20 protein-coding genes and 1 riboswitch are annotated in these 25,332 nt (G+C 72.6%); of the genes, 12 read left to right on the top strand and 8 right to left on the bottom strand.

Translation table 11 applies throughout. The features are described from left to right. Positions 1-2: 2 nt before the first annotated feature. Together QOL88_RS23235 and QOL88_RS23230 are read right to left on the bottom strand one after the other, a co-directional pair. Entirely contained in the window at positions 3-1,244 is a 1,242-nt protein-coding gene (locus QOL88_RS23235; RefSeq protein WP_097219140.1) for a LolA family protein, read from the bottom strand. 231 nt (positions 1,245-1,475) lie between these two features. Continuing rightward, positions 1,476-2,486, bottom strand: coding sequence for a polyprenyl synthetase family protein (locus QOL88_RS23230; RefSeq protein ID WP_097219138.1), 1,011 nt, complete (start codon positions 2,484-2,486; stop codon positions 1,476-1,478). A 501-nt stretch (positions 2,487-2,987) separates the two neighbouring features. Beyond that, positions 2,988-3,165, top strand: a riboswitch (cyclic di-AMP (ydaO/yuaA leader). Between the two features lie 3 nt (positions 3,166-3,168). Here QOL88_RS23230 and QOL88_RS23225 point away from each other — a divergent pair. Next, positions 3,169-3,948 carry a transglycosylase SLT domain-containing protein gene (locus QOL88_RS23225; RefSeq protein ID WP_097219136.1) on the top strand — a complete coding sequence of 260 codons (780 nt, stop codon included), beginning with the start codon at positions 3,169-3,171 and terminating at the stop codon, positions 3,946-3,948. On the opposite strand, the gene QOL88_RS23220 is transcribed toward QOL88_RS23225, so the two are convergent. Next, positions 3,912-4,760 (bottom strand): HAD family hydrolase, encoded by an 849-nt coding sequence (locus QOL88_RS23220; protein ID WP_097219133.1) that lies wholly within the window; start codon positions 4,758-4,760, stop codon positions 3,912-3,914. The genes QOL88_RS23225 and QOL88_RS23220 overlap by 37 nt on opposite strands. A gap of 192 nt (positions 4,761-4,952) precedes the next feature. Here QOL88_RS23220 and QOL88_RS23215 point away from each other — a divergent pair, with 192 nt between their 5' ends. The 3 genes from QOL88_RS23215 (at position 4,953) to QOL88_RS23205 (ending at position 8,260) form a co-directional block, all read left to right on the top strand. After that, positions 4,953-6,017 (top strand): GNAT family N-acetyltransferase, encoded by a 1,065-nt coding sequence (locus QOL88_RS23215; RefSeq protein ID WP_257027872.1) that lies wholly within the window; start codon positions 4,953-4,955, stop codon positions 6,015-6,017. Positions 6,018-6,038: 21 nt separating this feature from the next. Beyond that, a complete protein-coding gene (locus QOL88_RS23210) occupies positions 6,039-7,421 on the top strand; it encodes a glycosyltransferase family 2 protein (protein ID WP_257027871.1) in 1,383 nt (460 codons plus the stop codon). Between the two features lie 83 nt (positions 7,422-7,504). Further along, complete coding sequence (locus QOL88_RS23205) at positions 7,505-8,260, top strand: polysaccharide deacetylase family protein (RefSeq protein WP_097223144.1); 756 nt, start codon at positions 7,505-7,507, stop codon at positions 8,258-8,260. 13 nt (positions 8,261-8,273) lie between these two features. Here the strand turns inward: QOL88_RS23205 and QOL88_RS23200 are convergent, their stop codons facing one another. From QOL88_RS23200 to QOL88_RS23180, 5 genes are all read right to left on the bottom strand, one after another. Further along, positions 8,274-9,419: a glycosyl hydrolase gene (locus tag QOL88_RS23200; protein WP_257027870.1), complete on the bottom strand. Its 1,146-nt coding sequence runs from the start codon at positions 9,417-9,419 to the stop codon at positions 8,274-8,276. Beyond that, a complete protein-coding gene (locus QOL88_RS23195; protein WP_097219128.1) occupies positions 9,416-9,844 on the bottom strand; it encodes a hypothetical protein in 429 nt (142 codons plus the stop codon). The genes QOL88_RS23200 and QOL88_RS23195 overlap by 4 nt, the downstream gene beginning before the upstream one ends. Further along, entirely contained in the window at positions 9,841-11,658 is a 1,818-nt protein-coding gene (locus tag QOL88_RS23190) for a glycosyltransferase (protein ID WP_097219126.1), read from the bottom strand. Before QOL88_RS23190 ends, QOL88_RS23195 begins: the two co-directional genes overlap by 4 nt. Positions 11,659-11,906: 248 nt before the next feature. Further along, on the bottom strand, positions 11,907-14,174 hold the full coding sequence (locus QOL88_RS23185; protein WP_257027868.1) for a lipopolysaccharide biosynthesis protein: 2,268 nt from the start codon (positions 14,172-14,174) through the stop codon (positions 11,907-11,909). Next, positions 14,167-15,426 carry a DegT/DnrJ/EryC1/StrS family aminotransferase gene (locus QOL88_RS23180; RefSeq protein WP_097219123.1) on the bottom strand — a complete coding sequence of 420 codons (1,260 nt, stop codon included), beginning with the start codon at positions 15,424-15,426 and terminating at the stop codon, positions 14,167-14,169. Before QOL88_RS23180 ends, QOL88_RS23185 begins: the two co-directional genes overlap by 8 nt. Before the next feature lie 310 nt (positions 15,427-15,736). Here QOL88_RS23180 and fahA point away from each other — a divergent pair, with 310 nt between their 5' ends. The 8 genes from fahA (at position 15,737) to QOL88_RS23140 (ending at position 25,306) form a co-directional block, all read left to right on the top strand. Then, complete coding sequence (fahA, locus tag QOL88_RS23175) at positions 15,737-16,948, top strand: fumarylacetoacetase (protein WP_097219120.1); 1,212 nt, start codon at positions 15,737-15,739, stop codon at positions 16,946-16,948. A gap of 217 nt (positions 16,949-17,165) precedes the next feature. Continuing rightward, positions 17,166-18,104 carry a M56 family metallopeptidase gene (locus tag QOL88_RS23170; RefSeq protein WP_097223142.1) on the top strand — a complete coding sequence of 313 codons (939 nt, stop codon included), beginning with the start codon at positions 17,166-17,168 and terminating at the stop codon, positions 18,102-18,104. Positions 18,105-18,299: 195 nt separating this feature from the next. Then, the gene (locus tag QOL88_RS23165; RefSeq protein WP_179878936.1) at positions 18,300-19,088 is read left to right on the top strand and encodes a GntR family transcriptional regulator; all 789 of its coding nucleotides are present in this window, start codon (positions 18,300-18,302) and stop codon (positions 19,086-19,088) included. A 33-nt stretch (positions 19,089-19,121) separates the two neighbouring features. Continuing rightward, a complete protein-coding gene (locus QOL88_RS23160; RefSeq protein ID WP_097219115.1) occupies positions 19,122-19,349 on the top strand; it encodes a 4Fe-4S dicluster domain-containing protein in 228 nt (75 codons plus the stop codon). 45 nt (positions 19,350-19,394) lie between these two features. Next, positions 19,395-20,756, top strand: a complete 1,362-nt coding sequence (locus QOL88_RS23155) for an ABC transporter substrate-binding protein (protein ID WP_373559302.1) — start codon at positions 19,395-19,397, stop codon at positions 20,754-20,756. Next, on the top strand, positions 20,753-21,649 hold the full coding sequence (locus QOL88_RS23150; protein ID WP_097219112.1) for an ABC transporter permease: 897 nt from the start codon (positions 20,753-20,755) through the stop codon (positions 21,647-21,649). The genes QOL88_RS23155 and QOL88_RS23150 overlap by 4 nt, the downstream gene beginning before the upstream one ends. Continuing rightward, positions 21,633-22,478, top strand: coding sequence for an ABC transporter ATP-binding protein (locus QOL88_RS23145; protein WP_257027867.1), 846 nt, complete (start codon positions 21,633-21,635; stop codon positions 22,476-22,478). The genes QOL88_RS23150 and QOL88_RS23145 overlap by 17 nt, the downstream gene beginning before the upstream one ends. Before the next feature lie 11 nt (positions 22,479-22,489). After that, positions 22,490-25,306: a fumarate reductase/succinate dehydrogenase flavoprotein subunit gene (locus QOL88_RS23140; RefSeq protein WP_257027866.1), complete on the top strand. Its 2,817-nt coding sequence runs from the start codon at positions 22,490-22,492 to the stop codon at positions 25,304-25,306. The last annotated feature ends 26 nt before the right edge of the window (positions 25,307-25,332 follow it).

The raw sequence follows: 25,332 nt of genomic DNA, 5'->3' as shown, positions 1-25,332 counted from the left end.
ACCTACTTCCCGGCGTCGGCCGCCTTCACGAGCGCGTCCTTGGTGACCAGGCCCGCGTAGACCTTGCCGTCGTCCGTGATGAGGGCGTTGACCAGGCGGGTCGAGAAGACCGTGCCCGAGCCGAACTTTCCGTGGACCTTGTCGCCGAGCGAGTCCATGAAGCCGCCGAGGTCGCCGCCGGCCCCGCCGGAGGGCACGCCCTCGCCGCCGGTGTCGAAGGTGGCGATGGCGTTCCAGCCCTCGCCGATGGTCTTCATGCCGTCGAGGCCCTGGCCGAAGTCCTCCCCGGCCTTCGGGGCGTGGTCACGCGCCCCGCCCTTGCCGAAGGCCTTGCCGGGGGCCTTCTCCGAGTCCTTGCCGGCGTCCTTCTCCTCGGTGACCTTGGCACCCTTGGGCGGGGTGAAGTCGAACGTCGAGGCGGCCGGCTTGGCGAAGCTGACCTTCGTGAAGCCGACGTCGACCACGGCCGCGCCGCCGCTCGCCGGGGTCAGGGTGAACTTCAGCGGCATGCCGGTCTTCGCGTCCACCGCGACGCTGATCGCGCCGACCGTCGAGCCGGACTGCTTCGGCTTGACGACGAGCTTGTAGGCGTCCCGGCCGGCGACCTGGGCGGTGCCGTCGACGGTCACGGAGGTCGTGTCGTCGACCGCCTTCAGGGCCTCCTCGGCGAAGTCCTTCGGCGTGGCCGGCGGCTGCTGGTCCTTGCCGCGCTCCGGGCTCTTCGAAGAGGTGCCGTGGTAGACCTCGTTGGACTTGCTGTCGTAGCCCCAGACGTCCTTGCCGTTGTGGATGATGCTGTACTCGGCGGCGTTCTCCAGCAGCGACAGCTTCTGCCGGTCGGGGCCGTCGGCGGCGACGCGCAGGGTGTGCGTGCCGGAGGCGAGTTCGGTGAGCTTGGCCGTCGGGTCGGCGGAGGAGCCGCCCTCGCCCTGGCCCGCGGCGCCGGAGAGCAGGCCGGACTCCAGGCCGCCGAGGTTCGGCAGGCCGAGGTCGGTGCTGATCTTCACCGTGCCGGCCACCTGCTGGACGTCCGACGTGGCGATCTTCTCGATGAGCTGCTGCGCGGTGATCTCCGGGAGGTCGGGGTCACCGGAGTCGGCGAGTGCGGGGACCAGCCCGATCGTCGCGGCCGCCACCCCTATCACCGTGACCGGGACGACGTACCGCGCGGCTTTGCGCCGCCCGGAGCGCTGCTCGTCGACCTCCCCGGCGGTCGTGCTGTCGTCGGATGCGTACGGTGCCATGTGTGCCCTACCTCCGTGGTCGGCGGCGGCTGTCCGTGTCGTCCACGCACTCGTCCCTGAGCCGCCATTCTCACCCGAACAGGTGAGGAGTGGTGTTTTCCGTGGTCACCATCTGACCAAATCGGCCAGGGAGATACGTCAGACCCCGGGCTCAACTCCGTGTACTGCTGGGGTATGACACGGCGGGGCGGCTTCTCCCCCGACCCGTAGGGGTCGTACGGGTCGGACGTGTCAGCCGGCCCGGTGCACCACCGCGTCGCTCAGCTCCAGGAGCGCCGCCTTCGCGGTGCACTCCGGCAGCGGTGCCAGCGCCGAGCGGGCGTCCTGGATGTAGCGGACGGTGTCCTGCCGGGCCTGCTCCAACGCCGGGTGGGCCCGCAGCAGGCGCAGGGCCTCGGCGTGCCGTGCGTCGTCGGTGAGGTCGGAGTCGAGCAGCTCGCACAGGGCGATGTCCTCGGCGAGTCCGAGCCGGGCCGCCCGCTCGCGCAGGCGCAGCACCGGCAGCGTGGGGATGCCCTCGCGCAGGTCGGTGCCGGGGGTCTTGCCGGACTCGTGGGAGTCGGAGGCGATGTCCAGGACGTCGTCCGCGAGCTGGAAGGCGACGCCGAGCCGCTCGCCGTACTGGGTCAGGACGTCCACGACCGTCTCGTCGGCGCCGGACATCATCGCGCCGAACCGGCACGACACCGCGACGAGCGAGCCGGTCTTGCCGCCCAGCACGTCCAGGTAGTGCTCGACGGGGTCGCGGCCGTCCTGCGGTCCGGCCGTCTCCAGGATCTGGCCGGTCACCAGCCGCTCGAACGCCTCGGCCTGCACCCGCACGGCCTCCGGGCCGAGGTCGGCCAGGATGTGCGAGGCGCGGGCGAAGAGGAAGTCGCCGGTGAGGACCGCGACGGAGTTGCCCCAGCGGGTGTTCGCGCTCGCGACGCCGCGGCGCACGGCGGCCTCGTCCATGACGTCGTCGTGGTAGAGCGTGGCGAGGTGGGTCAGCTCCACGACGACGGCCGACGGCACGATGCCGGGCGCGTGGCGGTCCCCGAACTGGGCGGCGAGCATCACGAGCAGCGGGCGGAACCGCTTGCCGCCGGCCCGGACCAGATGCTGGGCGGCCTCCGTGATGAAGGGCACCTCACTCTTGGTGGCCTCGAGCAAGCCTTCCTCGACAGCCGCCAGTCCGGCCTGGACATCGGCTTCCAGAGCCTGGTCCCGCACGCTCAGCCCGAACGGCCCGACGTCGGTCACGAGGGGTCTCCTGTCTGCTGTGTCTGCCGGTGGTTACGCGGATTGTCGATAGGTCGCTGCCCTCACTCGAGTCAGCGTATCCGGTCACGTTTCGATCACCGCCAGCACCCATGACTACAGGCCGGGTGGTATCCGATCACGACCGTTATGTTTTCGATCAACCTATAAGAACAGATATTTATCGACTTACCCAGGGGTAGCGAGTTATGCACGATTTGCCGTGATGAGTCGGTGAATTCCCCTTGGCGGAAATTGCCCTACGGACTCGTGATCAGTGAGTTGAATCACTCCTTCCGCTTTTCCCCCTCCCCGCGACAGCTGCCCCTAACGCCTTCCCCCGAAAGCCAGTTGAGCCTTGGCTCCCGCAAAGGATCAAGCGGCCCAAACACCCCCGACCAAGGTCAACCGCGCGATATGTGACTGAGGTGCTTGTTCCCGACATGTGCTCTCGCATACGTTCCGGCCCTGTCCGGCGGACGCCTAATCCTGCCGCCGCCCGGACTTCCCACGGAACCGACTCACTCACGCAGGGCAGGAGCGGGGGACCCAGGTAAGTCGCCGGTCCGCACAGCGGCACGGCTCGGGGTGAAGCCGCGCACGGCACACAGCGCCGTACGCGGCCGGGCACCTCCCGGCCCGAACCCGACAGCTCACCTCGCAGGCGCCGGAGAGGAACATCGCCATGGCCGCACGAGGCAAGCACCGTCGCCCCAGAACCAACCCGCTGACCCGAGGCATCATCGCCGCCGGTACCGGCGGAGCAGCACTCACCCTTCCGCTTCTCGGCGCCACCCACGCGAGTGCCGCCGAGCCCCAGAGCGCACCCGCCGCCGCACAGTCCGTGCCGCGGGCGGCCCAGCCCGCCAAGTCCCTCACGTACACCGTGGTCAAGGGCGACTCGCTCGCCCGTATCGCGGACAAGTACGACGTCTCGGGCGGCTGGAAGCAGCTCTACAAGGACAACCGCGCCACCGTCGGCGACAACCCGAAGCTGATCCACCCGGGTCTGAAGCTGACGGTGAAGACCACCAAGACGGACGCGGCGAAGAAGACGGCGACCCCGTCGTCCGCCCCCGCCAAGCCGGCCGCCAAGCCCGCCGGCGGCGTCGCCCAGGCCACCCAGGCGTCCGCGAAGACCTACGCGGACAACCTCGACGGGTGGATCCGCGAGTCGCTGGACATCATGGCGCAGAAGGGGATCCCGGGCTCCTACGACGGCATCTACCGCAACATCATGCGCGAGTCGTCCGGCAACCCCCAGGCCATCAACAACTGGGACTCCAACGCCGTCGCGGGCACCCCGTCCAAGGGCCTGCTCCAGGTGATCGACCCGACGTTCGCCGCCTACCACGTGGACGGCACCTCCTTCGACCCGTACGACCCGGTCGCCAACATCACGGCGGCCTGCAACTACGCGGCCGACCGCTACGGCTCGATCGACAACGTCAACGGCCCGTACTGAGCCGTACCGCCCAGCAGTCGCTCGAGGACGACGGCGATGCCGTCGTCCTCGTTCGACAGGGTGACCTCGTCGGCCACGGCCTTGAGTTCGGGATGGGCGTTCGCCATCGCGACGCCGTGGCCGGCCCAGTCGAACATCGGGATGTCGTTGGGCATGTCACCAAAGGCGATGGTGTCCGCCGGCCGCAGCCCCAGATGCTCGGCGGCCAGCGCGAGACCCGTGGCCTTGGTGATCCCGCACGGCTGGAGCTCGACCGTGCCGGGCCCCGACATCGTCACCGTCGCCAGCGAGCCGACCACCGAGCGGGCCGTCGCCGCCAACTCGTCGTCCGACAGATGGGGATGGCGCAGCAGCACCTTGCTGATGGGCTCGCCCCACAGCTCCTCGCGCCGGTCGACGCGCACGGCGGGCAGGGTCGGGTGCGGCATCAGATACCCCGGCTCGATCAGCGTGAGCCCGTCGACCCCGTCCTGGTCGACCGCCGCGTACACCTGCCCCACCTCGGCCTCGATCTTGCCGAGGGCGGCCTCGGCCAGCTCCCGGTCCAGGGTGATGGACCACAGCAGCCGGTCCGCGCCGGCGTCGTACACCTGAGCGCCCTGCCCGCACACCGCGAGCCCGGTGCACCCGAGGTCGTCCAGGAGCGGCCGCACTCTCGGCGCCGGCCGGCCCGTCACCACGAGGTGCTGGGCACCGGCGTCCGCCACCCGCGCGAGCGCGGCGAGGGACCGGTCGGAGAGGGTGTCGTCGCCGCGCAGCAGCGTCCCGTCCAGGTCGGTGGCGATGAGTGAATATGCGAGGGGTGCGGCCATGATCAGAGAATACGGACAGTGCGGCCCTTCGTTTCATCGCTCGGTGGACGCCGATTGCCCGGTTGAAGGCCTCTGTACCAGTTGGCAACAACATGCTCCGCTACCTACCCCTGGGGCCGCATAGAGCGGTACCTTCCAAGTGTCCAGGGGGGACTTGATCGGGGGGTCAGGTTGAGCAGTGGGCGCATTCGCGTGGCTGGGCACGGGGAGCTCGGCGAAGGGGAGAGGGAGCGCTGGCGTGCGCTGCGCGCCGCCTCGGAGGCACCGCGCAACCCTTTCATGGAGCCGGAGTTCACAGAGGCGGTCGGCCGGGTCAGGCCCGGGGCCCGCATCGCCGTGGTGTACGAGGGGCCGGAGCCGGTCGGCTTCCTGCCCTACGAGCGGGGCCCGTTGGGCCAGGGCCGGGCGATCGGGCTCGGTGTCTCCGACGCGCAGGGCGCGATCCTGCGGCCCGGCCTCGACCTGGAGACGGGCGAACTGCTGAAGGCATGCTCGCTGTCGAGCTTCGCCTTCGACAATCTGGAGGCCGAGCAGCGGCTGTTCGTCCGGTACGCGGCCGAGGAGTACGCCACCTACGTCATCGACGTGGAGAAGGGCTACGAGACGTACGAGTCGGTGTTGCGCGCGCAGTCGCCGAAGTTCCTGAAGACCACGCTGGCCAAGGAGCGCAGGCTGGGCCGGCAGGCCGGCGAGCTGCGCTTCGTGTTCGACGAACGCGATCCGGCCGCGCTGCGCACGCTCATGGAGTGGAAGTCCGCGCAGTACCGCAGGACCGGCCGCCGGGACCGGTTCGCCCAGGAGTGGATCAACCGGCTCGTCGGGCAGCTGGCCCGGACCCGGGCGCCGGAGTGCAGCGGCACGCTGTCCGTGCTGTACGCCGGTGAGCGGCCCGTCGCCGCGCACTTCGGGCTGCGTTCGGCCTCGGTGCTGGCCTGCTGGTTCCCGGCCTACGACCCGGAGTTCGCGAAGTTCTCGCCGGGTCTGGTGCTGCACCTGCGGATGGCCGAGGCGGCGGCCGCCGAAGGGATCGGCACGCTCGACCTGGGCAGGGGCGCGGCCGAGTACAAGGACGCGCTGAAGACGGGCGAACTGCCCGTGTACGAGGGTGCGGTGACCCGTCCGGGGGCGGGCGCGGCACTGCACTGGCTGAGCCGCGAACCGGCACGCCGCGCGCACAGCTTCGTCCGCAGCAGGCCCCAGCTCGCGTCGCTGGCCGCGCGGACGCTGAAGGGCGCGGCTCGGCTGCGCCGCAGCTGACTTCACGAGGGGGGTGGGCGCATGGCCGGTTCGGCGCGTGCGCAGGAGGAGATACGGCGGTTCCTGGACATCGGGGCGGTGCAGGTCGCCGAGCTGGACCTCGATGGTGACGAGGCGGTGCTCAGACCCGGCCCGGGGAGTCCGCCCGTGACGCACGGAGAGGTGTTCGTCCTGGTCAGGAGGGGCGGCCGGCCCGTGGGCACGCTGCTCGGACGGGTACCGGAGGGGGCGGACGCGAAGGCCGTGCTGGCGGGGCGGGCGCGGGCGGAGTGCGGGGCGGCCGTCTTCGGCGGACCCGGGGAGCCGCCGTTCACGACCGTCGTCGTCGCGACCCGGGAGCGGGCCGGGCAGCTGGGCCGGGCGCTGGACTCGCTGCTGGCGCAGGACCATCCGCGGTTCGACATCGTCGTCGTCGACAACGCGCCGGTCACGGACGAGACGCGGGAACTGGTCGAGCGGAAGTACGCCGAGCGCGTGCGGTACGTCTGTGAGCCCGTTCCGGGGCTCGCAGCCGCGCACAACGCCGGGCTGGACGCCGTGCGCGGCGAGGTGGTCGCCTTCACCGACGACGACGTGGTCGCCGACCCGCGCTGGCTGACCGAGCTGACCGCGCCCTTCGCCGCCGACGCGGGACTCGGGTGCAGCACCGGGCTGATCCTGCCGGCGCGGCTGACGACCCCGGCCCAGGTGCTGCTGGAGAGCCACGGCGGCTTCGCGAAAGGCTTCACTCCAAGGACGTACGACCCTGCGCGTCCGCCGGGCGACGAGCCGCTGTTCCCGTTCACCGCCGGGCGGTTCGGCTCGGGCGCGAACATGGCGTTCCGCACGGCGGTGCTGCGTTCCGTCGGCGGTTTCGACCCGGCCACCGGGGCCGGCACGGCGGCCCGGGGCGGCGACGACCTCTACGGCTTCGTCCGCGTCCTGGCCCAGGGCCACCGGCTGCACTACACGCCGTACGCCCTGGTGTGGCACCACCACCGGGAGACCTGGCGGGATCTGGAGACCCAGGCGTACGGCTACGGCGCCGGGCTCACGGCGTACCTCACCGCGGTGCTCGTGAACCGGCCCGCGCTGCTGCCGGCGTTCCTCGCGAGGCTGCCCCGCGGCCTCGCCCACGCCCGCACCCTGACGGCCGTGCGCGACACGGACGCGGCGGGCGGCGCCGGCACGCCGGGCGACCACGACGAGCGGACGCATCCCTGGCCGCGGCGGCTGTCGCGGTTGCAGCGCAGGGGGATGGTCTACGGGCCCGTCGGCTATCTGCGGGCGCGGTACGCGCTGCGCGCGACGGTTCGGGAGCAGAGAGCTCAGCGGGCGAAGACCGCCCAGACCGCCCAGGGGGCGAAAACCGCCCAGCGGGAGCAGGCCGTTCGGGGGGCGAAGACCGCCCAGGGGGCGAGATGACGACGTCGGCACGTACCCGTGGGGAGGGGCCGATATCGCCCTCGGGCATCCCGGCCATCCCCGTTTTCCTCTACCACGCCGTGATGGACGACCCGCCGGAGTGGATCGCCGAGTTCACGGTCACGCCACGGCAGTTCGCGGCACATCTGGACGTCATCGCCGGCAGCGGGCGGACGCCCGTCACGATCAGCGCGGTCGCCGATCATCTGGCCGGTCGGGCACCCCTGCCGCCCCGGCCCGTGCTGCTCACCTTCGACGACGGGTTCGCCGATCTGCCCGGCCCCACCGCCGAGGTCCTGGCCGCACGCGGGCTGCCCGCCACCGCCTACCTCACCACCGGCGCCATCGCCCCGGGCGGCCGCAGTCTGCTGCCGCCCGCCCCGATGATGGCCCTGGCCCGGGCGGCGGAGCTGGAACGTTCCGGCATGGAGATCGGCAGTCACACCGTCACGCACGCGCAGCTCGACACCCTGTCCGCCAAGGCCCTGGCGTACGAACTGCGCACCTCCAAGGCCGTGCTGGAGGACGCCCTCGGGCACGAGATCCGGCACCTCGCCTATCCGCACGGCTACAACAGCCCCCGGGTGCGGGCCATGTCGGCCCGGGCGGGCTACGAGACGGCGACCGCGGTGCGGCACGCGCTCAGCTCCGGCCGCGACGAGCGGTACCGCATCGCCCGGCTCATCGTCCGGCGCACCCACACCGTCGCCGACGTCGAGGGCTGGCTGGCGGGGGCGGGCGCGCGGGTCGCGCCGTACCGCGACGGGCCGAGGACGATCGCCTGGCGCTGGTACCGCCGGGCCCGTGCGGTGGTGCACGGGCCCGAGTTCGCGGGATGACCTCCGGCGGGGACTACCGCGGCGGCTGGTTGAGGTACGGGTCGGCGACCGCCTTGCGCAGGCTGTCCCAGGCCGCGTCGTTCGCCAGCGCCAGGTTGCAGTGCGGTCCGGGGTCGCGGTAGTTCCACTGAAGGGCGGCCTTGACGCCGTCCAGGTCCTTGAGCACTCCGGGCACCTGCGCGTACCACTCGGCCTGCCGCCGCGGTCGGCTCGCGTCCGCGGCGGTGCCGAACTCGGAGAGCATCAGCGGCTTGTCGTCGGAGATGTTCGCCCGGATCCAGTCGTGTGTGGCGGCTTGCGTCTGCGCGAAGGTCAGCCAGCCGGCGTCGTGGCAGCGGTAGTAGTTGTACTGGTTGTAGCCGACCCAGTCGACGTAGTCGTCGCCCGGGTACATCTTCTTGATCTCGTCCGCGTGGTCGAGGTACCCGGTGGTGATCCAGGTCCACACCACGTTGTCCACGCCCAGGTCGCGGAACCGGTCGTGGATGTGCCGGTAGGCCTTCACATAGTCGGCGGGTGTGCCGCTGGCCGGGGTGCGGGTGTCCATCTCCAGGTCGAAGGAGAGGAACACCTTCTTGCCGTAGTCCTTGATGCGCCGGGCCTGGACGTCGATGACCTTGTCGTCCAGCTCGCCGGAGGCGATCTGCTTCCAGGTCGGCTGCTGCTGCCTGGTGCCGCCCCACCGCTTGCTCTCCCAGGAGAGCAACAGCAGATGGTCCTCGCCGACGCGCTGTTCCTCCGGGGTGAGCAGTTGCCCCTCGCGGCGGGTGCCCGAGGCCAGGGACATGTCGTGGTACGTGTACACGATGTCGAGCTCGCGTCCCACGCGCTTCTCGTAGGCGCGCACCTTCTCCGGGAGGTCGTCCCGCTCGTGCGGCACGAACGCGCCGAACCAGGCGCCGCAGGGCGGCTCGAGGAGGGCCGTGGGGCGGCAGTCCGCCTTGGAGCCGGTGGCTCCCGAGTCCGGCCCCGACGCGTCCCGCAGGGCGAAAGCGGCGACCAGGACGGCGCTGACGACCGTGGCGGCCGTGATCAGCAGTCGGCGCCGGCCCGATGCCGACGGGGCGGCGGACCGCTCCTCCTGTGGATCTTTTCGGTGCTGTCCTGCGGTCGTGCTCGGCGTGCGGCGAAAGGGACGGTGGGGGCGGTTGAACCTCACTGAGTGGAACCCTTCGGTGTCCTCGGCCGCGGGGAGGCGCGCAGGGGCGGACAGAACGCGGCGAGTGTGGTCAACAGCGCCAGCGTCAGCAATACCCGCTGTGCGCTGAAGGTGTGTGTGGCGATCAGCATGGTCGCGACGAGCATCAGGGCGCCGATGCTCAGGAACAGCGTCAGCATCAGCCGCTCCAGCAGGTCGGAGTGGCGGGCGAAGTCCGGGTCCCGGCGCTCCACGGGCCCTTCGGCGGGCCGCGCCCCCAGGGCGGGGGCGCAGACTCTGACCACGGCCGCGCCCGGGCCCGCCGCCAGGAAGAGCACGACCGCCGCGCCCCGCAGCGGCGATCCGCCGGGCAGGGCGAGCGCGGCCAGCGCCAGCCAGCCGCCGAACGGGGGCAGCATCCGGACCACGAGTTCCTGCGGTGTCATCGCTCCGCTCCCCCTGACTGCTTCAGCACGTAGAGCCATCCGGCGCTGTTCTCCGCCACCAGCCGGAACCGCGGCGACGCGGCGACGGACCTCTGGATGCGGTTCAGCTGCGCCTTGTCGAGCTGCCCGTTCATCTCGGAGTTGGCCAGCTGCCCCTGGGTGAGCAGGAAGTAGGCCCGGCCCGGCCGCTCCACCCCGGCCATGTCCCGCGTGAGGGTGGCGGCGGGGCTCCTGACGATCCGGTCGACGTGACTGCGGGCGTCGTCGAGGAACCAGTAGTGGTCGACGCTCCAGTAGGAGGCGTACGCGTCCGGGTAGTTGCGGTTGGCGGCCACGACCAGCGAGCCGTCCGGTGCCTGGTCGAAGAGCTGCCGTACGAGGGCCACTTCCTGCGGCGGGAAGTAGTTGATCCGGTCCTTGCCCGAGTAGGCCGGGACGAACGCCAGGGTTGCGCCGAGCAGCGCGGCCAGCGGCACCCAGGTGCCGGTCCCCCATCGGCGGGCCTTGGCGGGGCCGGTGGCCCGGCGGTCGCCGGCCTCCTGCGCGGCGGCGTCGGCGGCCAGGGTGCGGACCTTGGGCAGCAGCGCGGCGGCGGCGAAGAAGGCGGCGCCGGGCAGCATGAACAGCAGCACCCGGAAGATCATCTCGCTGCCGTAACTGCTCGCCGCGAACATCGGCAGCGGGGCCGCCGCGACCAGCAGCAGGGGCCACGCGCGGTGGCGCAGCACCCGCTGGCGCAGCGCGCCGACGGCCGCGAGCAGCAGCACGGAACCGGACAGCAGCCGGGCCGCCCAGGAGGTGGCGATCGCTCCGGTGCCGGTCGGGGTGGCGCCGTAGCCCGTCTCGACGTTGGCCCCGACGTCACCGATGGAGCGGATCATGTCCGGCATCGCCGCGGACAGGAAGGGCAGCGCGGCCGTGAGACACCAGGCCAGGAAGATCACGACGGTCGTGACCACCGGGACCCAGTCGCGGTAGCGGCGGCTCAGGCACAGGGCGAGCAGGCAGACGACGAGCATGCCCGGGGTGAGCTGGTGGGAGATGACGATCGCCACGATCATGACGGTGATCACCACCGTCCACACGGCCTGCCGCGGACGGCCCCGCCGCACCGCGGACCGGCCGAAGCGCCGCAGGACGACGGCGAGGACGCCCACGTGCAGCGCGTACGCCACCGACTGGGGGGAGAAGTAGTCCTGCCCCACCCAGTTGGCGACGTAGAAGAGCCAGACCGCGGTCCAGATCAGCCGCCGGTCCTCGGTGAAGGTGCGGTAGATCAGCAGCAGCGGGAGCAGCAGCATCAGGCTGGAGGCCAGGGGCCACCAGGCCATGAACATCGCCGCCGAGTCCACGCCCAGCAGCCGCTGCAGGGCGGCCTGGGCGGCGAAGAAGCCCGGCCACTGGTCGTACACGGCCATGTCGCCGACCTGATCGGCCGTCTGCAGACCACCGGCCGTGAGCAGATGGTCGATGACCGCCTCGTGCTTCCACGCCCAGGCGTACAGCGGGGTCGGGTAGAGCACCGCCTGTGTGGCCCGCTCCATCACCAGCAGACCGAGCACGTACGCCGCCGACCAGGCGGCCGGCCGGCGCGCCTCGCGGACCGTGAACCAGAAGCCGGTGGTGAGCACCGCGAGCCCCGCCCAGAAGGCCGGGTGCAGCGCGCTGACCAGCCCGTAGTCGTCGAGCCGTGAGACGTCGGTGTGCCGTATGGCGTATGCCCACAGTGCGAGCGCGACGAGCAGTGGAACACCGGGCCAGGCCTGGGCGCCCCGCCCGGACCAGGCGGGGGGCAGGTCGGACAGATCCGTCACGGGCTCGTGGGCGGGGCTGGAGGACTCCGAGGAGGAGGGGCTGGAGGACTGGCTGGCCGTCTCGGGGCCGCTGCCGGAGGTGTTCGCGCCGTCCCGTGCGGGTGTGGGTTCCGGCGTGGATCTCTCCCTCGGTGTGGTTGGCGGACGCACGGTGGTTCCCCCCTGGCGGTTGCTCTCTTCGGCTCTGTCTCGGCTCTGCTTCGGCTTGTTCGGCCCCGGACCCGGATCGGTATCGGCTTCGGGTGCGATCAGTCGCGGGGCGGACCGGTCGGTGGTCCGCCGGCCCTTCGGTTGGCTACGAGGCCTGGTGGGGCCGTGGTGCGGGAGCGCGCCCACGCCGACGCGGCGCGATGGAGCAGCAGGAGCAGCGCGAGGGCGACGAGCAGGGGCGGCGCGAGGGGTGCGAGCGCGTCGCGCCACACCCAGCCGCCGACCGCGACGAGATACAGAACCCCCCAGCGCCCCGGCCACGTCAGCCGGCCGCCCGCCCTCGCGAGCAGCAGCCCCAGCGGTACGAGACACAGCAGCTGGCAGGCCGGCGGCGCCCAGCGCAGCAGCGGCTCGGGCCCGTCGAGCCCGAGCGCGTCCGCCAGGAAGCCGGCCGTCTTCTCATACAACGCCCCGTCCACCGGCCGCGGTTCCCGTCCGAGGGCGACCGGTGCGGCGTACAGGGCGAGCAGGGCGGCGGCCAGTGCGGTGCCGGGCAGCCACGGGTCGCGCCGGGTGCTCAGCGTGACGGCGGCGACGAACACCACGAGCAGCAGGCCGCCCGCGGTGAGCGACGGCAGGGGCAGGCCCTCCAGCAGCCGGCGTCCGGTCAGGGCGGCCCGCGAGACGCCGTCGAGCCACGGCAGGTCCCGCAACGGAGCGAGGAAGAAGAGGCAGGCCACCGCGAGCAGGCTCCACAGGGCGCCTCTCAGCCGCCGCTCCTGCGGCTCCTGCTCCGGTTCTCCGGGCTCGTGGGGCGGGGGTTCCCTGGTCGGTCCCTCCGGGCGCACGATCAGCGCCAGCGTGTCCGCCTGGAGCGCCTCGCGTTCGTAGCCGGGGCGTCCGATGAACAGCGTGACCGTGTCCTGGTCGCCGTCCCTGGGCTGGTAGGCGGCCCGGCGGGCCCAGGTCGTGCCGTACCCGGCGGTGGCGTTGAGTTTCGCCCAGTGGGTGCCGTAGGCGGGGGCGGCGGGCGTACGGGCGGGGGGTGCGCTGTCGTCGTGGCGCAGGGCCGCGCGCAGACCGGCCATGGAGACGACGGCGATCAGCGTCATGCTCAGCAGCACCGCCCAGCCGGCGCCGGCGATCCCGGCCGGGGTGAACAGCACGGCGGCGCAGCCCAGCACCAGGGCGCACATGGCGCCTTGGAGCGCGGCCAGCACACCCGTGCGCCCCTGGACGCGCAGCACGCCGATGTACAGCTCCACCACCACCCGTGGCAGGGCGCCGAGAGCGAGCAGCCGCAGCACGGTCGAGCCGTGCTCGGCGTAGTCCGGGCTGAAGGGCGTGAGGATGTACGGGGCGAAGACGACCAGCACGGCCACGACCGGGACCAGCAGCAGTGTCATGCGCCGCAGGGCGCCCCGGACGCCGTCGGCGAGCTGGCGCGGGTCGTGCGAGGCGTGCGCGGTGAGCGACGAGGCCATGTTGATGGCCATGAACTCCATCGTGCCGCCGACGGTGTAGGCCACGTAGAAGTAGCCGTTCTCGGCGGCGCTGAAGCGGACGGCGACCATCACCGGCAGCAGGTTGATCATCGCCAGGCTGAACAGGGCGCCCAGCGAGTCCCCGGCCAGGAAGCGGCCCATGTCCCTGACCTTCGGGGGTTCCTTGTCGCGGTCGGTCTCCGCCTGCCGCGGGATGAGCCGGCGGAAGATCAGCCAGCCCAGCGGCAGTGTGGAGAAGGCGATCGCCGCCGCCCAGGAGACGAAGATGCCGAGGACGGGCAGCGTGCCGGCGAAGACGGCCAGGAGGGCCAGCTTCCCGACGGAGAAGACCGCGTTCCCGGCGGGCACCCACTCCGCCTTGCGCAGTCCGGTGAGCACCCCGTCCTGGAGGGTGAGCAACGCCCAGGCCACACAGGCCGCGACGAACACCGCGCCCGCCATGGGCGTGCCCAGAGGGGCGTAGGACGCTCCCCAGGCGTCGAGCGTGAGCAGGAAGACGGCGGCGGCGAGCGCCACGACCAGCGAACTGGCCACGTACATGCCCCACACCAGACGCCCGGTCTCCCGTCCCGCGCGCGGGACGAAGCGGACGACGGCGCCGATCATCGTCGTCGCGGTGATGCTGGCGAGCAGCCGCATCGCGGCGATCGCGGCCGAGCCCTGGCCGACGGCCTCCTCCGTGTAGTAGCGGGCGGCCACCAGCCAGAATCCCAGGCCCAGTACGGCGGAGACGCCGGTGCTGAGCATGAGGAAGTAGGCGTTCTTGAACAGTGAGTCGTGGGTGTGGTCGCTGCCGGCAGGCTTCGGTCCGCCGCCGTCGGTGCGCGCGGCGGCGGGCTCGTGCACCTGGATCTCAGCCACGGGACTGTCCCAGCCCTCCCGGTGTCGGCCTGCTCCCGGGCAGTTCGCCCGGCGCCCGGACGGGCTGTGCCCCGGAGCGCTCCAGCACCTCGACGACCGTCCGCGCCCGCAGCGGGTCCACGGGCAGCGCGTGCCGGGCGAACCAGCGGGCCGCCTCGGGGGCCGGTGAGGGGTCGGTGAACTCGGCACCGGCGTAGTCGTCCAGGGGCGGGTCGTAGAGGTAGCCGACGACGATGCCCTGCCGGGCCAGGGCCGCGATCGCCGCGTCCCGGTCGGCCACGAACAGCGGGACGCGGAACAGCGGCTGCGTCCCCGCGCCCTCGCGCGGCTTGGCCCAGGGCGTGGACAGCAGCAGCTCCGTGCCCGTCCGGCAGGCGTCCAGCACCTCGTCCAGCCGGTCGAGCTTGTGGCCGATGCGCCGCAGCCGCAGCCGGCCGGGCTCCAGGCGGTAGTCGTGCATGTCGACGCGCACCCACGGGTGGTGGGCGTCGAGCCCGGGCGTCTCACGGGCGGCGAGGGCGAGTTCGTCCGGGCGCAGCGGCATCCGGATCTCCTCGCGGTCCGCCATCCCCAGCAGCCGGATCGCGGCCCAGGCGGCACGCCGCAGCCGCAGCCCGCGCACCGTCGCCTCCGCGTACGGCCGGACGAGGTAGGCGAGTTCGGCGCTCGTCCGGCGCGGCGCGAGCAGTCCCGCGCAGGTCTTCTCCACCGCCTCCCGTAACCCCGGGTCGGCGAGCGAGAGCATGCCTCCGGCCTTCGCCCCGACGTGCTTGGACAGACTGAACACCGAGGCCTCGCCCCACGCCCCGACCGGCCGGTCCCCCACCCGGCTGCCGATCGCGTGCGCCCCGTCCTCGAACAGCGGGATCCCCAGCGCGTCGCACTTCTGCCTCAGGCGCGGCGCCGGGTCCGGGTTGCCGTACAGGTTCGTCGTGAGCACGGCCGACACCGAGCCCCACACCTCGTCCGGCACGGCATCGATGTCGATGGACGCGTCGAGCGGGTTCAACGGCGCCTGCACCGGGCGCAGTCCGGCCGCGAGCACGACGAAGAAGATCACGTCGTCGTTGACCGGCGACATCAGCACGCGTCCGCCGGGCGGGCACCAGTGGCGCAGCGCCACGTACAGCCCGAAACGGCACGACGGTACGTACACACATTCCCGGCCGAGCCGGACGCGCATGGTCTCTTCCAGCCGCTTCGGCTGTGCACCACGCCGCACCGAACCCGGACCGGCCTCCCCTATGGCCATCCGCCCCCCAGATGTGCCGTGGGAAAGCCCCCTCCCCGAGGCCTTCCGGCACCCGCCCAGAGTCGCCCCGTTCGCACCGCTCCGTCAAGATTGCGTCGCGTCCTGTGGATAACTTCCGGCACGTACGAATGTGGCGTCCCGTCCGGCCCGCCGGAGTCGCCCCGTCCGGTCCCACCCGGGCCCACCTGCCCCGTTCGTCCCTCTCCACCTCCTCGGACTCTGCCCAGGACCGTCGTGTCACCCGTAACGTGTGGCACGACCACGAATACGTGGTGACGAGATGGCACACCCGAAAGCGAGGCAGCACCCGATGCCCCCCTTCGATGTCCCCGAGGGCGACCCCTTCGGCCCGCACAATCTGCCGTACGGCGTGTTCTCCCTGCCCGGCTCGTCCCACCGGACCGTGGGCGTCCGGCTCGGCGACCATGTGCTGGACGCGGGCGCCGCGGCCCACGCGCTCGGCTCGCCGTACGCCTCCCTTCTCGCCCGGCCGACCCTCAACCCGCTGCTGGCCGCCGGGCGCACCGCCTGGTCGGACGTGCGCCGGGCACTGACCGCCTGGGTGACCGTGCCGTCCCACCGCGAGACCGTCGCACCGCTGTTCCACCCCCTGTCGTCGGTGGATCTGCACCTTCCGTTCGAGGTCGCGGACTATGTCGACTTCTACGCCTCCGAGAACCACGCCCGGAACGTCGGGCAGATCTTCCGCCCCGACGCGGAGGACTCCCTCACCCCCAACTGGAAGCACCTGCCCATCGGCTACCACGGCCGCTCCGGCACGGTCGTCGTCTCCGGCACGGAGATCGCACGGCCGTCCGGCCAGCGCAAGGCCCCCACGGACGCCGCTCCCGTCTTCGGCCCGTCCGTCCGCCTGGACATCGAGGCCGAGGTCGGTTTCGTCGTCGGCGTGCCGTCCCGGATGGGCGCGCCGGTGGCCCTCGGCGACTTCCGCGAGCACGTGTTCGGGCTCTGCCTCCTCAACGACTGGTCCGCCCGCGACGTCCAGGCCTGGGAGTACGTGCCCCTCGGCCCGTTCCTCGGCAAGTCCTTCGCCACGTCGGTGTCGGCGTGGATCACCCCGCTGGACGCCTTGGAGGAGGCCCTCGTGACGCCCCCGGCCCGGACGCACGAGCTGCTGCCGTACCTGGACGACGGCGACGAGGAACCCGGCGGCTACGACCTGCGGATCAGCGTCGCGATCAACGGTCACGTCGTCTCCGAGCCGCCCTTCTCCACCATGTACTGGACCGCCGCCCAGCAGCTGGCCCACATGACCGTCAACGGCGCCTCCCTGCGCACCGGCGACCTCTACGGCTCCGGCACGGTCAGCGGCCCGGCGGAACGGGAGCGCGGTTCCCTGCTGGAGCTGACGTGGAACGGCCGCGAGCCCCTCGAACTCCCCGACGGCAAGCGGACGTTCCTGGAGGACGGCGACGAGGTGACCCTCTCGGCCTGGGCGCCGGGGCCGCACGGCGTGCGGGTGGGGCTGGGCGAGGTGACCGGGCGAGTGGTCCAGGGCTGACGCCGGACGGCCGGGGACGGCCGACGGTCGCCCCTGCGGTCCCTTTCCGTTGCCGTTCGAACCCTGACGCACACCGCCCGGCCCGTCATACTGGGCGCGGGGCGGTGTGCCCGTACGTACGTCACGCTCGCCGTGGCCATCGGTGCGCGCGGCGGCCGCCCTCCCCCGCACCACCCGTGTCCGCCCCTCTTCCGACGAGGAACCGGAGCCCGTGGCCATGACCGTCTGCCTGCTCCTGCTGAGCGTCGTCGCCGTGACGGCCGCCGTGCCCGTTCCCCGGGCGCTGACCCGGGCCGCGTGGCCCGAGCGGGAACCGGTGGTCGCGCTGTGGGTCTGGCAGTGCCTGGTCGCCACCGTCCTGCTGGCCTGCGTGACGGCGCTCTCCCTGGGCGCCGCCGCCGTCTTCGGCACGGTCCGGGCCCAGTTGTTCGCCCCGGCGCCGCCCGCGGTCACCGCGGCGTACGACCTGTCCACCGCCCCGCCGTGGGCCGCCGCCCTCACCCTGTTGCTGGCCTGCGGCGCCGCCTGGACGACGGCGATGCTCGCGCGGGAGCTCGTCGAGGCGCGCAGGCGGCGTGCCCAGGCGCGCGCCCATCTGCGCGAGCGCGCCCCCGACCTGCCGGCCGGCCTGCCGGCGGCCCGGGGTCCGCTGCTCGTCCTGGAGGACGAGTACCCGGACGCCTGGTGGATGCCGGGGAGCCCGCCCCAGCTGATCGTCACCACGGGCGCCCTGCACCGCCTCACCGGCCACCAGCTCGACGCCGTCCTCACCCACGAGCGCGGCCACGCCCGGGCCCGCCACGACTGGCTGCTGCACCTCTCCACCGCCCTGGCCACCGGCTTCCCCCGCATCCCGCTGTTCGCCCACTTCTGCGACCAGACGCACCGCCTGGTCGAACTGGCCGCCGACGACACGGCCTCCCGCCGCTGCGGCCACCTGACGACCGCCCTGGCCCTGATCGAGCTCAACCAGCACCGCGGCGTGCTGTCCTGCGCCTCCAGCAACCGCCTGCTGGGCGAACGGGTCGACCGGCTCCTGGAACCGCCGCCCCGGCTGGACCGCCTGCACCGCGCCCTCACCACCACGACGGCCGCGCTCGTCCCGCTGCTTCCCCTGCTGATCGCGTTCGCCCCGGGGCTGACGGCGCTGTCGTAGCCGGGCGGGCCCGTGCCGTGCCGTGCCGTGCCGTGCCGTGCCGTGCCGTGCCGTGCCGTGCCGTGCCGTGCCGTGGTGGCGGATCTCCCCGCGGACCGGCCGAAACCGCAGCTCAACAGTCGAACAGGTCACACTCCCGGTGGCGCAACATTCCCGCAACACTACTTTTCCTATCGGGTAGGTATGGTCCGAGTCATGCCCAGTGACCGCATCCGAGACCACGCCGGACAGGGAGCCGCGACCACCGTCGCCGCCCACCGCGCGCGGCGACGGCTGCGCGCCGACCGGGCCCGGCAACTGGCCGACCTGCTCCGCCAGCAGGCGCTCACCGGCGCCTTCCCCGGCGGCACCCTCCCCCACGAGTCGACCCTCGCCACCGAGTACGGCACCAGCCGCAACACGGTCCGCGAGGCGCTCGACCTGCTGCGGGCGGAGGGTCTCGTGGAGCGTCAGCCCGGCGTCGGCACCGTGGTCGTGGCCCACAAGTACTCCCACGGCCTCGACCGCCTGATGGGCCTCGCGGAAACCCTCCGCGAACACGGGCGGGTCACCAACGAGGTCCGCACCATGGGCCCCGCCCCGGCACCCGCCCCGGTCGCCGACCGCCTCGGGCTCGCGCCCGGCACCGACGTCCTCTACATCGAACGCCTGCGCAGGCTCGGCGGTCTGCCCCTGTCCCTCGACCTCACCTACATCCCCCTCGACATCGGCACCGAACTGCTCGGCGCCGACCTGGAGAACACCGACGTCTTCCGCCTCCTGGAAGCCGTCACCGGCCAGCACCTCGGCCACGCCGAGATCACCCTGGAAGCGGTCAGCGCGGACACCCACTCGGCCGCCGTGCTCGAGGCCCCGCGCGGCGCCGCCGTCCTCATGCTGGAACGCCTCACCCACCTCGCGGACGGCCGCCCGGTCGACCTGGAGTTCATCCGTTTCCGCGGCGACCGCATCACCATGAGCGGCCTGCTGCACCGGACCCGGTAACCACCCCGCTCGCGCACATCCCTGGAGACAGCCATGCCCTTGGCGCACCAGCGGGCCGACGTGCCCGTGACCATCGACGAGTCGAAGTGCATCGACGGCTGCACGCTCTGCGTGGACATGTGCCCGCTGGACTCCCTCGCCATCGACGAGCGCAACGGCAAGGCCTACATGCATGTCGACGAGTGCTGGTACTGCGGCCCGTGCGCGGCCCGCTGCCCCACCGGAGCCGTCACGGTCAACATGCCCTATCTGCTCCGGTGAGAGGCCGAAACCGTCATGTCCCGAACGACGACGTCCCGAAACGTCATGTCCCGAACCACCCTGAAACGCGGTGCGGTCGCGATGTCCGCCGGCGTACTCCTGCTCCCGCTCAGCGCCTGCGGCGGTGACGCCGAGGCGGGCAGCGGCTCCACGGTCACCGTCACCGTCGGCTACCAGTCCAGGACGATCAACACCGTCACGGCGGGCACCCTGCTCCGCTCGCTCGGCGCGTTCGAGAAGCAGCTGAACTCCCTGCACGACGGCGTCCACTACAAGGTGGACTGGCAGGACTACGCCACCGGCGCCCCCATCACCGCCCAGATGACCGCGGGGAAGATCGACATCGGCTCGATGGGCGACTTCCCACTACTCATCAACGCGGCCCGCGGCCAGCAGCTGAACAGCCCCACACGCCTGGTCTCGGTCACCGGCTACAACCTCCGCGGCGGCCTCAACACCATCGTCACCGCGCCCGGCTCCAAGCTGACCTCCCTGAAGGACCTGAAGGGCAAGAAGGTCTCCACGAGCGTCGGCTCGGCCGCCGACGGCACTCTCGTACGGGCCCTCCAGCGCGCCGGCATCGACCCGAACGGCGGCATCGAGAAGCTCAACCAGCAGCCCTCCGTCGGCGCCTCCGCCCTCACGGCGGGCAGCACGGACGCGCTCTCCCAGTTCGTCGCCTGGCCCGGCCTGCTCGCCTTCCAGGGCAAGGCGAAGGCGATCTACGACGGCGCCCGGCTGAACCTGCCCACCTTCCACGGCGTCACCGCCCGCGAGGACTTCGCGAAGGAGCGCCCGGCCGTGCTGCAGGCGTTCCTGAAGGCCCAGGCGGAGGCGACCGACTACCTGAACGACCACCCGGTGGACGCCGCCGAGAAGGTCGCGAAGGCGACGGGCCTGCCCGCCGAGGTCGTCTACCTCTACAACGGCGATCACGGCATCGCCACCTTCGACCCGGCCATCAAGCCCCAGCTCGTCTCCGCGCTGAAGCAGGACGTGTCGATCCTGAAGTCGGCGAAGCTCACCGGCGACGTGGACGTCGACTCCTTCGTCGACGACCGGTACGTGAAGAAGGCCCTCGGACCGGCGGCGTACGCAGAGCACCTCGCCACGAAGCCGGCGCCCGCCGCGAGCGAGGCCTGGCCCAAGGACGCCTCGAAGACCGTCACGTTCGACTCCCCCTCCAAGCTGTTGCGTTACGTCGCCGGACACCGCGACGCCCTGCGCGCCGCCTACGTCCCCGACACCACCACCGGCACCCTCTGGTTCGCCGACAAGGCCGTGTGGGTGGCCGACGGCGACAAGCTGCTGCCCTTCGTCGCCCCCGACACCGCGCAGGCGTACATCGCCGGGCACGGCGGAGCGCGGGTCGTCCCGTACACCGACGCCCTGGAGCGGGCGTCGTGAAGCGGTACGCGCTCCGCGTGGTGTCGCTGGCCGCCGCGCTGGGGCTGTGGCAGGCGCTGACCAGCCTGAACATCGACCTGTGGCTGCGCTTCTCGCAGTTCCCGACGGTCACCGACGTGGCCCGGACCTTCGCCGCCCGGGTGTCCGGGCCGGACTACTGGACGGACCTCACCGACAGCCTCACCCGGATCCTCACCGGCTTCCTGCTGGCCGCCGTCCTCGGTGTGGCCACGGGCGTGCTCGTGGCGCGCTCGCGTCTCGCCGAGGACCTGCTCGGTCCGGTGCTGGAGGTGATCCGGCCGATCCCGGCCATCGCCCTGGTCCCCGTCGCGATCCTGCTGTTCCCCTCCAACGAGCAGGGCATCGTCTTCATCACCTGCACCGCCGCCTTCTTCCCCGTCCTGGTCTCCACCCGGCACGCCGTGCGCGCCCTGACCCCCGTGTGGGAGGAGGCCGTGCGCACCATGGGCGGCGGCCGGTGGCGGATCCTCGGCTCGGTCGTGCTGCCGGGCGCGCTGCCCGGTGTGTTCGGCGGTCTGTCCGTCGGCATCGGCGTCTCGTGGATCTGCGTGATCTCCGCCGAGATGATCTCCGGCCAGTACGGCGTGGGGTACCGCACCTGGCAGGACTACACCGTCGTCGACTACCCCGGTGTGTTCGTCGGCATGGTCACCATCGGCGTCCTCGGCTGGCTCACCTCCACGGCCGTGGAACTCCTGGGCCGCCGCCTCACCCGCTGGCTGCCGCGCACCGCGTACGTGCCCGGAGCCCGGCCGCCCCGGCCCGACCGGTCCGTGACGCCGGCACCGGCCGCCACCGCCACCGCCACCGCCACCGCCACCGCCACCGGCGTGACCCGATCCGAGGAGGCACGCGATGAGCACCTCGTCTGAGACCGTCCCGAACACGCCGTCCGACACCGCCCCGAACAGGTCGACCGACACCGACCGCGGCACGTCGTCCGGGGCCGCCGCCCCCGCCGCCCCGGTGCGCGGCACCCGGCTCACCCTCACCGGCGCATCCCTCGGCCGCCCCGGCGCACCCGCCCTGGACAAGGTCGACCTGGACGTCGCTCCCGGCGAGATCCTCACCGTCGTCGGCCCGTCCGGCTGCGGCAAGTCGACCCTGCTGCGCACCCTGGCCGGCCTGCTGGCGCCGCTCGCGGGCGAGATCGCCCAGGACGGGCAACCGCTGACCGGCCCGTCGGCCGACCGGGCCCTGGTCTTCCAGGAGGACGCCCTGCTCCCCTGGCGCACCCTGCGCGCCAACGTCGAACTGCCCCTCGCCATCCGCGGCGTGCCCCGCGCCGAGCGCCGGGAGCAGGCCCAGACCTGGCTGGAGCGGGTCGGACTCGGCTCGCAGGCACGGCAGTTGCCGCACCGGGTCTCCGGCGGGCAGCGCCAGCGTGTCCAGCTGGCCCGCGCCCTGGCCGGGCGCCCGCGCGCCGTCCTGATGGACGAACCGTTCGGCGCGCTCGACGCGCAGACCCGGGCGGGTATGCAGGACCTGCTGGTGGAGGTGCTCCATGGCACGGGCGCCACCGTCGTCTTCGTCACCCACGACGTGGACGAGGCCCTGTTCCTCGGCGACCGCGTGGCCCTGCTCGGCGCGGGCGGCCTCGTCGCCGTTCGGGACATCCCCCGCCCGCGCGAGCGCGGCGCGCACGACGACCCGGCGCGCGTGGCCCTGCGGCGCGACGTCCTCACCTCGCTCGGTACGTGAAAGGCACCCCGGTGACCACCTCCGTGAACCCCCCTGCGGACACCCCCCTGGCCGTCCCGTCCCTCGCCGACGCCGAGGAACTGACCTGCGACGTCCTCGTCATCGGCGGTGGCACCGCCGGCACCATGGCCGCGCTGACCGCCGCCGAGCACGGCGCGAACGTGCTGCTGCTGGAGAAGGCGCACGTCCGCCACTCCGGCGCGCTCGCCATGGGCATGGACGGCGTGAACAACGCGGTCATCCCGGGCCGGGCCGAACCCGACGACTACGTCGCCGAGATCACCCGCGCCAACGACGGCATCGTCGACCAGTCCACCGTCCGCCAGACCGCCACCCGCGGCTTCGACATGGTGCAGCGGCTGGAGTCCTACGGCGTGAAGTTCGAGAAGGACGAACACGGCGACTACTCCGTCCGCCAGGTCCACCGCTCCGGCTCCTACGTACTGCCGATGCCGGAGGGCAAGGACGTCAAGAAGGTCCTCTACCGGCAGCTGCGGCGGCGCGAGATGCGGGAGAAGATCCGCATCGAGAACCGCGTGATGCCGGTGCGGGTCCTCACGGCGGACGGGCGGGCTGTCGGAGCGGCGGGCTTCAACACCCGCACGGGGCAGTTCGTCCAGGTCCGCGCGGGCGCGGTGATCCTCGCGACCGGCGCCTGCGGTCGCCTCGGGCTGCCCGCCTCCGGCTACCTCTACGGCACCTACGAGAACCCCACCAACGCGGGCGACGGCTACGCCATGGCCTACCACGCGGGCGCCGAACTCACCGGCATCGAGTGCTTCCAGATCAACCCGCTGATCAAGGACTACAACGGCCCGGCCTGCGCCTACGTCGCCAACCCCTTCGGCGGCTACCAGGTCAACAGGCACGGCGAGCGCTTCGTCGACTCCGACTACTGGTCGGGCCAGATGATGGCCGAGTTCGCCGCCGAGGTGGCGTCCGACCGGGGGCCCGTCTACCTGAAGCTGAGCCACCTCCCCGAGGAGTCGGTCTCGGCCCTGGAGACGATCCTGCACTCCACCGAGCGCCCCACCCGCGGCACCTTCCACTCCGGCCGCGGCCACGACTACCGCACCCACGACATCGAGATGCACATCTCCGAGATCGGCCTGTGCGGCGGCCACTCCGCCTCCGGCGTCCGCGTGGACGAGCACGCCCGCACGACCGTCCCCGGGCTCTACGCCGCCGGCGACCTGGCCTGCGTGCCGCACAACTACATGATCGGCGCGTTCGTCTTCGGCGACCTGGCGGGCGCGGACGCGTCCCGGTACCAGGCCTACACGGGCGAGTTGCCGTCCGATCAGCTGCGCGAGGCGCACGAGCTGATCTACCGCCCGCTGGGCAATCCCGACGGCCCGCCGCAGCCCCAGGTCGAGTACAAGCTGCGCCGCTTCGTGAACGACTACGTCGCCCCGCCCAAGTCCGGCGCCCGGCTGTCGCTGGCCCTGGAGGCCTTCGAGCGGATGCACACCGACATCGCCGGGATGGGCGCCCGCACGGCGCACGAGCTGATGCGCTGCGCCGAGGTCACCTTCATCCGCGACTGCGCGGAGATGGCCGCCCGGTCCTCCCTGGCCCGCACGGAGTCCCGCTGGGGCCTCTACCACGACCGTCTCGACCATCCGCAGCGCGACGACGCGTCCTGGTTCCACCACCTCGATCTGCACAAGTCCCCCTCTGGTGCGATGGAGTTCACGGCCCGGCCCGTGGCTCCCTATCTCGTTCCGGTCGACGGTTTCGACCCCGTCGGCGGCCCCTCCCGGGCCATCGGCGAGGTCCACGCCGAGGAGGTGGCCACGGCGGGCTCGCGTGACCTGGCGCCGGTCGCGGCCGGGGCTGATGTCGCGGCGACGGAGCCGGTCTCGCCACCGCTGTCCTCGGCCGTCGCGCCCTCCGATGAGCTGTCCGCCGCCCGTCTCCTCGAACTCGTCGCCCTCGCCGAGGAGGAGCCCGAACTCGCAGCTCTTCGTCCCTACTTGGCCGACCCTGTCGCCACCGTCCGCCGTGAGGCCGTCGCCGTGCTCACCGAGACGCTCCCACCGGGGACGGGCACCGCCCTCGCCGCCGCCCTGCGCGACAGCGCCGCCGAGGTGCGTGCCGCCGCCGCCGCGTCATTGCGTGAGCTGGTCGAGACGCTCCCGGCCGAGCCGGACCTGCGCGACGGTCTCGCCGCCGCCCTGGCCGAGCCGGACCCGGTGGTGCGCGCCGCGGCCCTGGACGTCCTGCGCGCCCTGCGCCTCGGAGACGCCGCCCTGTTCGCGGACTCTCTCGCGGACTCCGACATCGCCGTGCGCATCGAGGCCGTACGCGCCCTGGTGTCCGTCGACGCCGCCGGCGAACTGGCCCGCGCGGCGCTCGCCGATCCCTCCCGCGAGGTCCGGGTCGCGATCGCCAAGGGCCTGGCCACGGTGGGGGCCGAGCGGCTCGCGGAGGACGCCCCTGCCGCCGCCGATCCCGCCGCGGGCGCCATCGAAGCGGCCCTCACCGGCCTCCTCGACGACCCCGATGCCCTGGTGCGGGCCGCGGCCTACGGAGCACTCGGCACCACCGGCTGCCCGGCGTCCCTCACCGCACGAGCCGTGGCCGCCCTGTCCGAGACGGCGTGGCAGGTCCGGTCCGGAGCCGCCACCGCCCTGTCGGTCGCCGACCCCGACGTGGCCGTCCCGGCGCTCGCCAAGGCCCTGGCGGACGCCAACGCCGACGTCCGCAAGGCCGCCGTCCTGGCACTGACCCGGCACCGCGGCACCGAGGAGGCCCGGGCGGCGCTCGCCACGGCGACGACGGACTCCGACGCGGATGTCAGGGCGTACGCGGGACGGGCGCTGTGACCGGCCCGGCTTCCGGATCCGTCTGA

The organism is Streptomyces sp. Ag82_O1-12, assembly GCF_900182715.1.
In the GTDB taxonomy this organism is placed as follows: domain Bacteria; phylum Actinomycetota; class Actinomycetes; order Streptomycetales; family Streptomycetaceae; genus Streptomyces; species Streptomyces massasporeus.
Note: the sequence above shows the minus strand (reverse complement) of the source record. Positions and strands in the feature narration are given on the sequence as shown.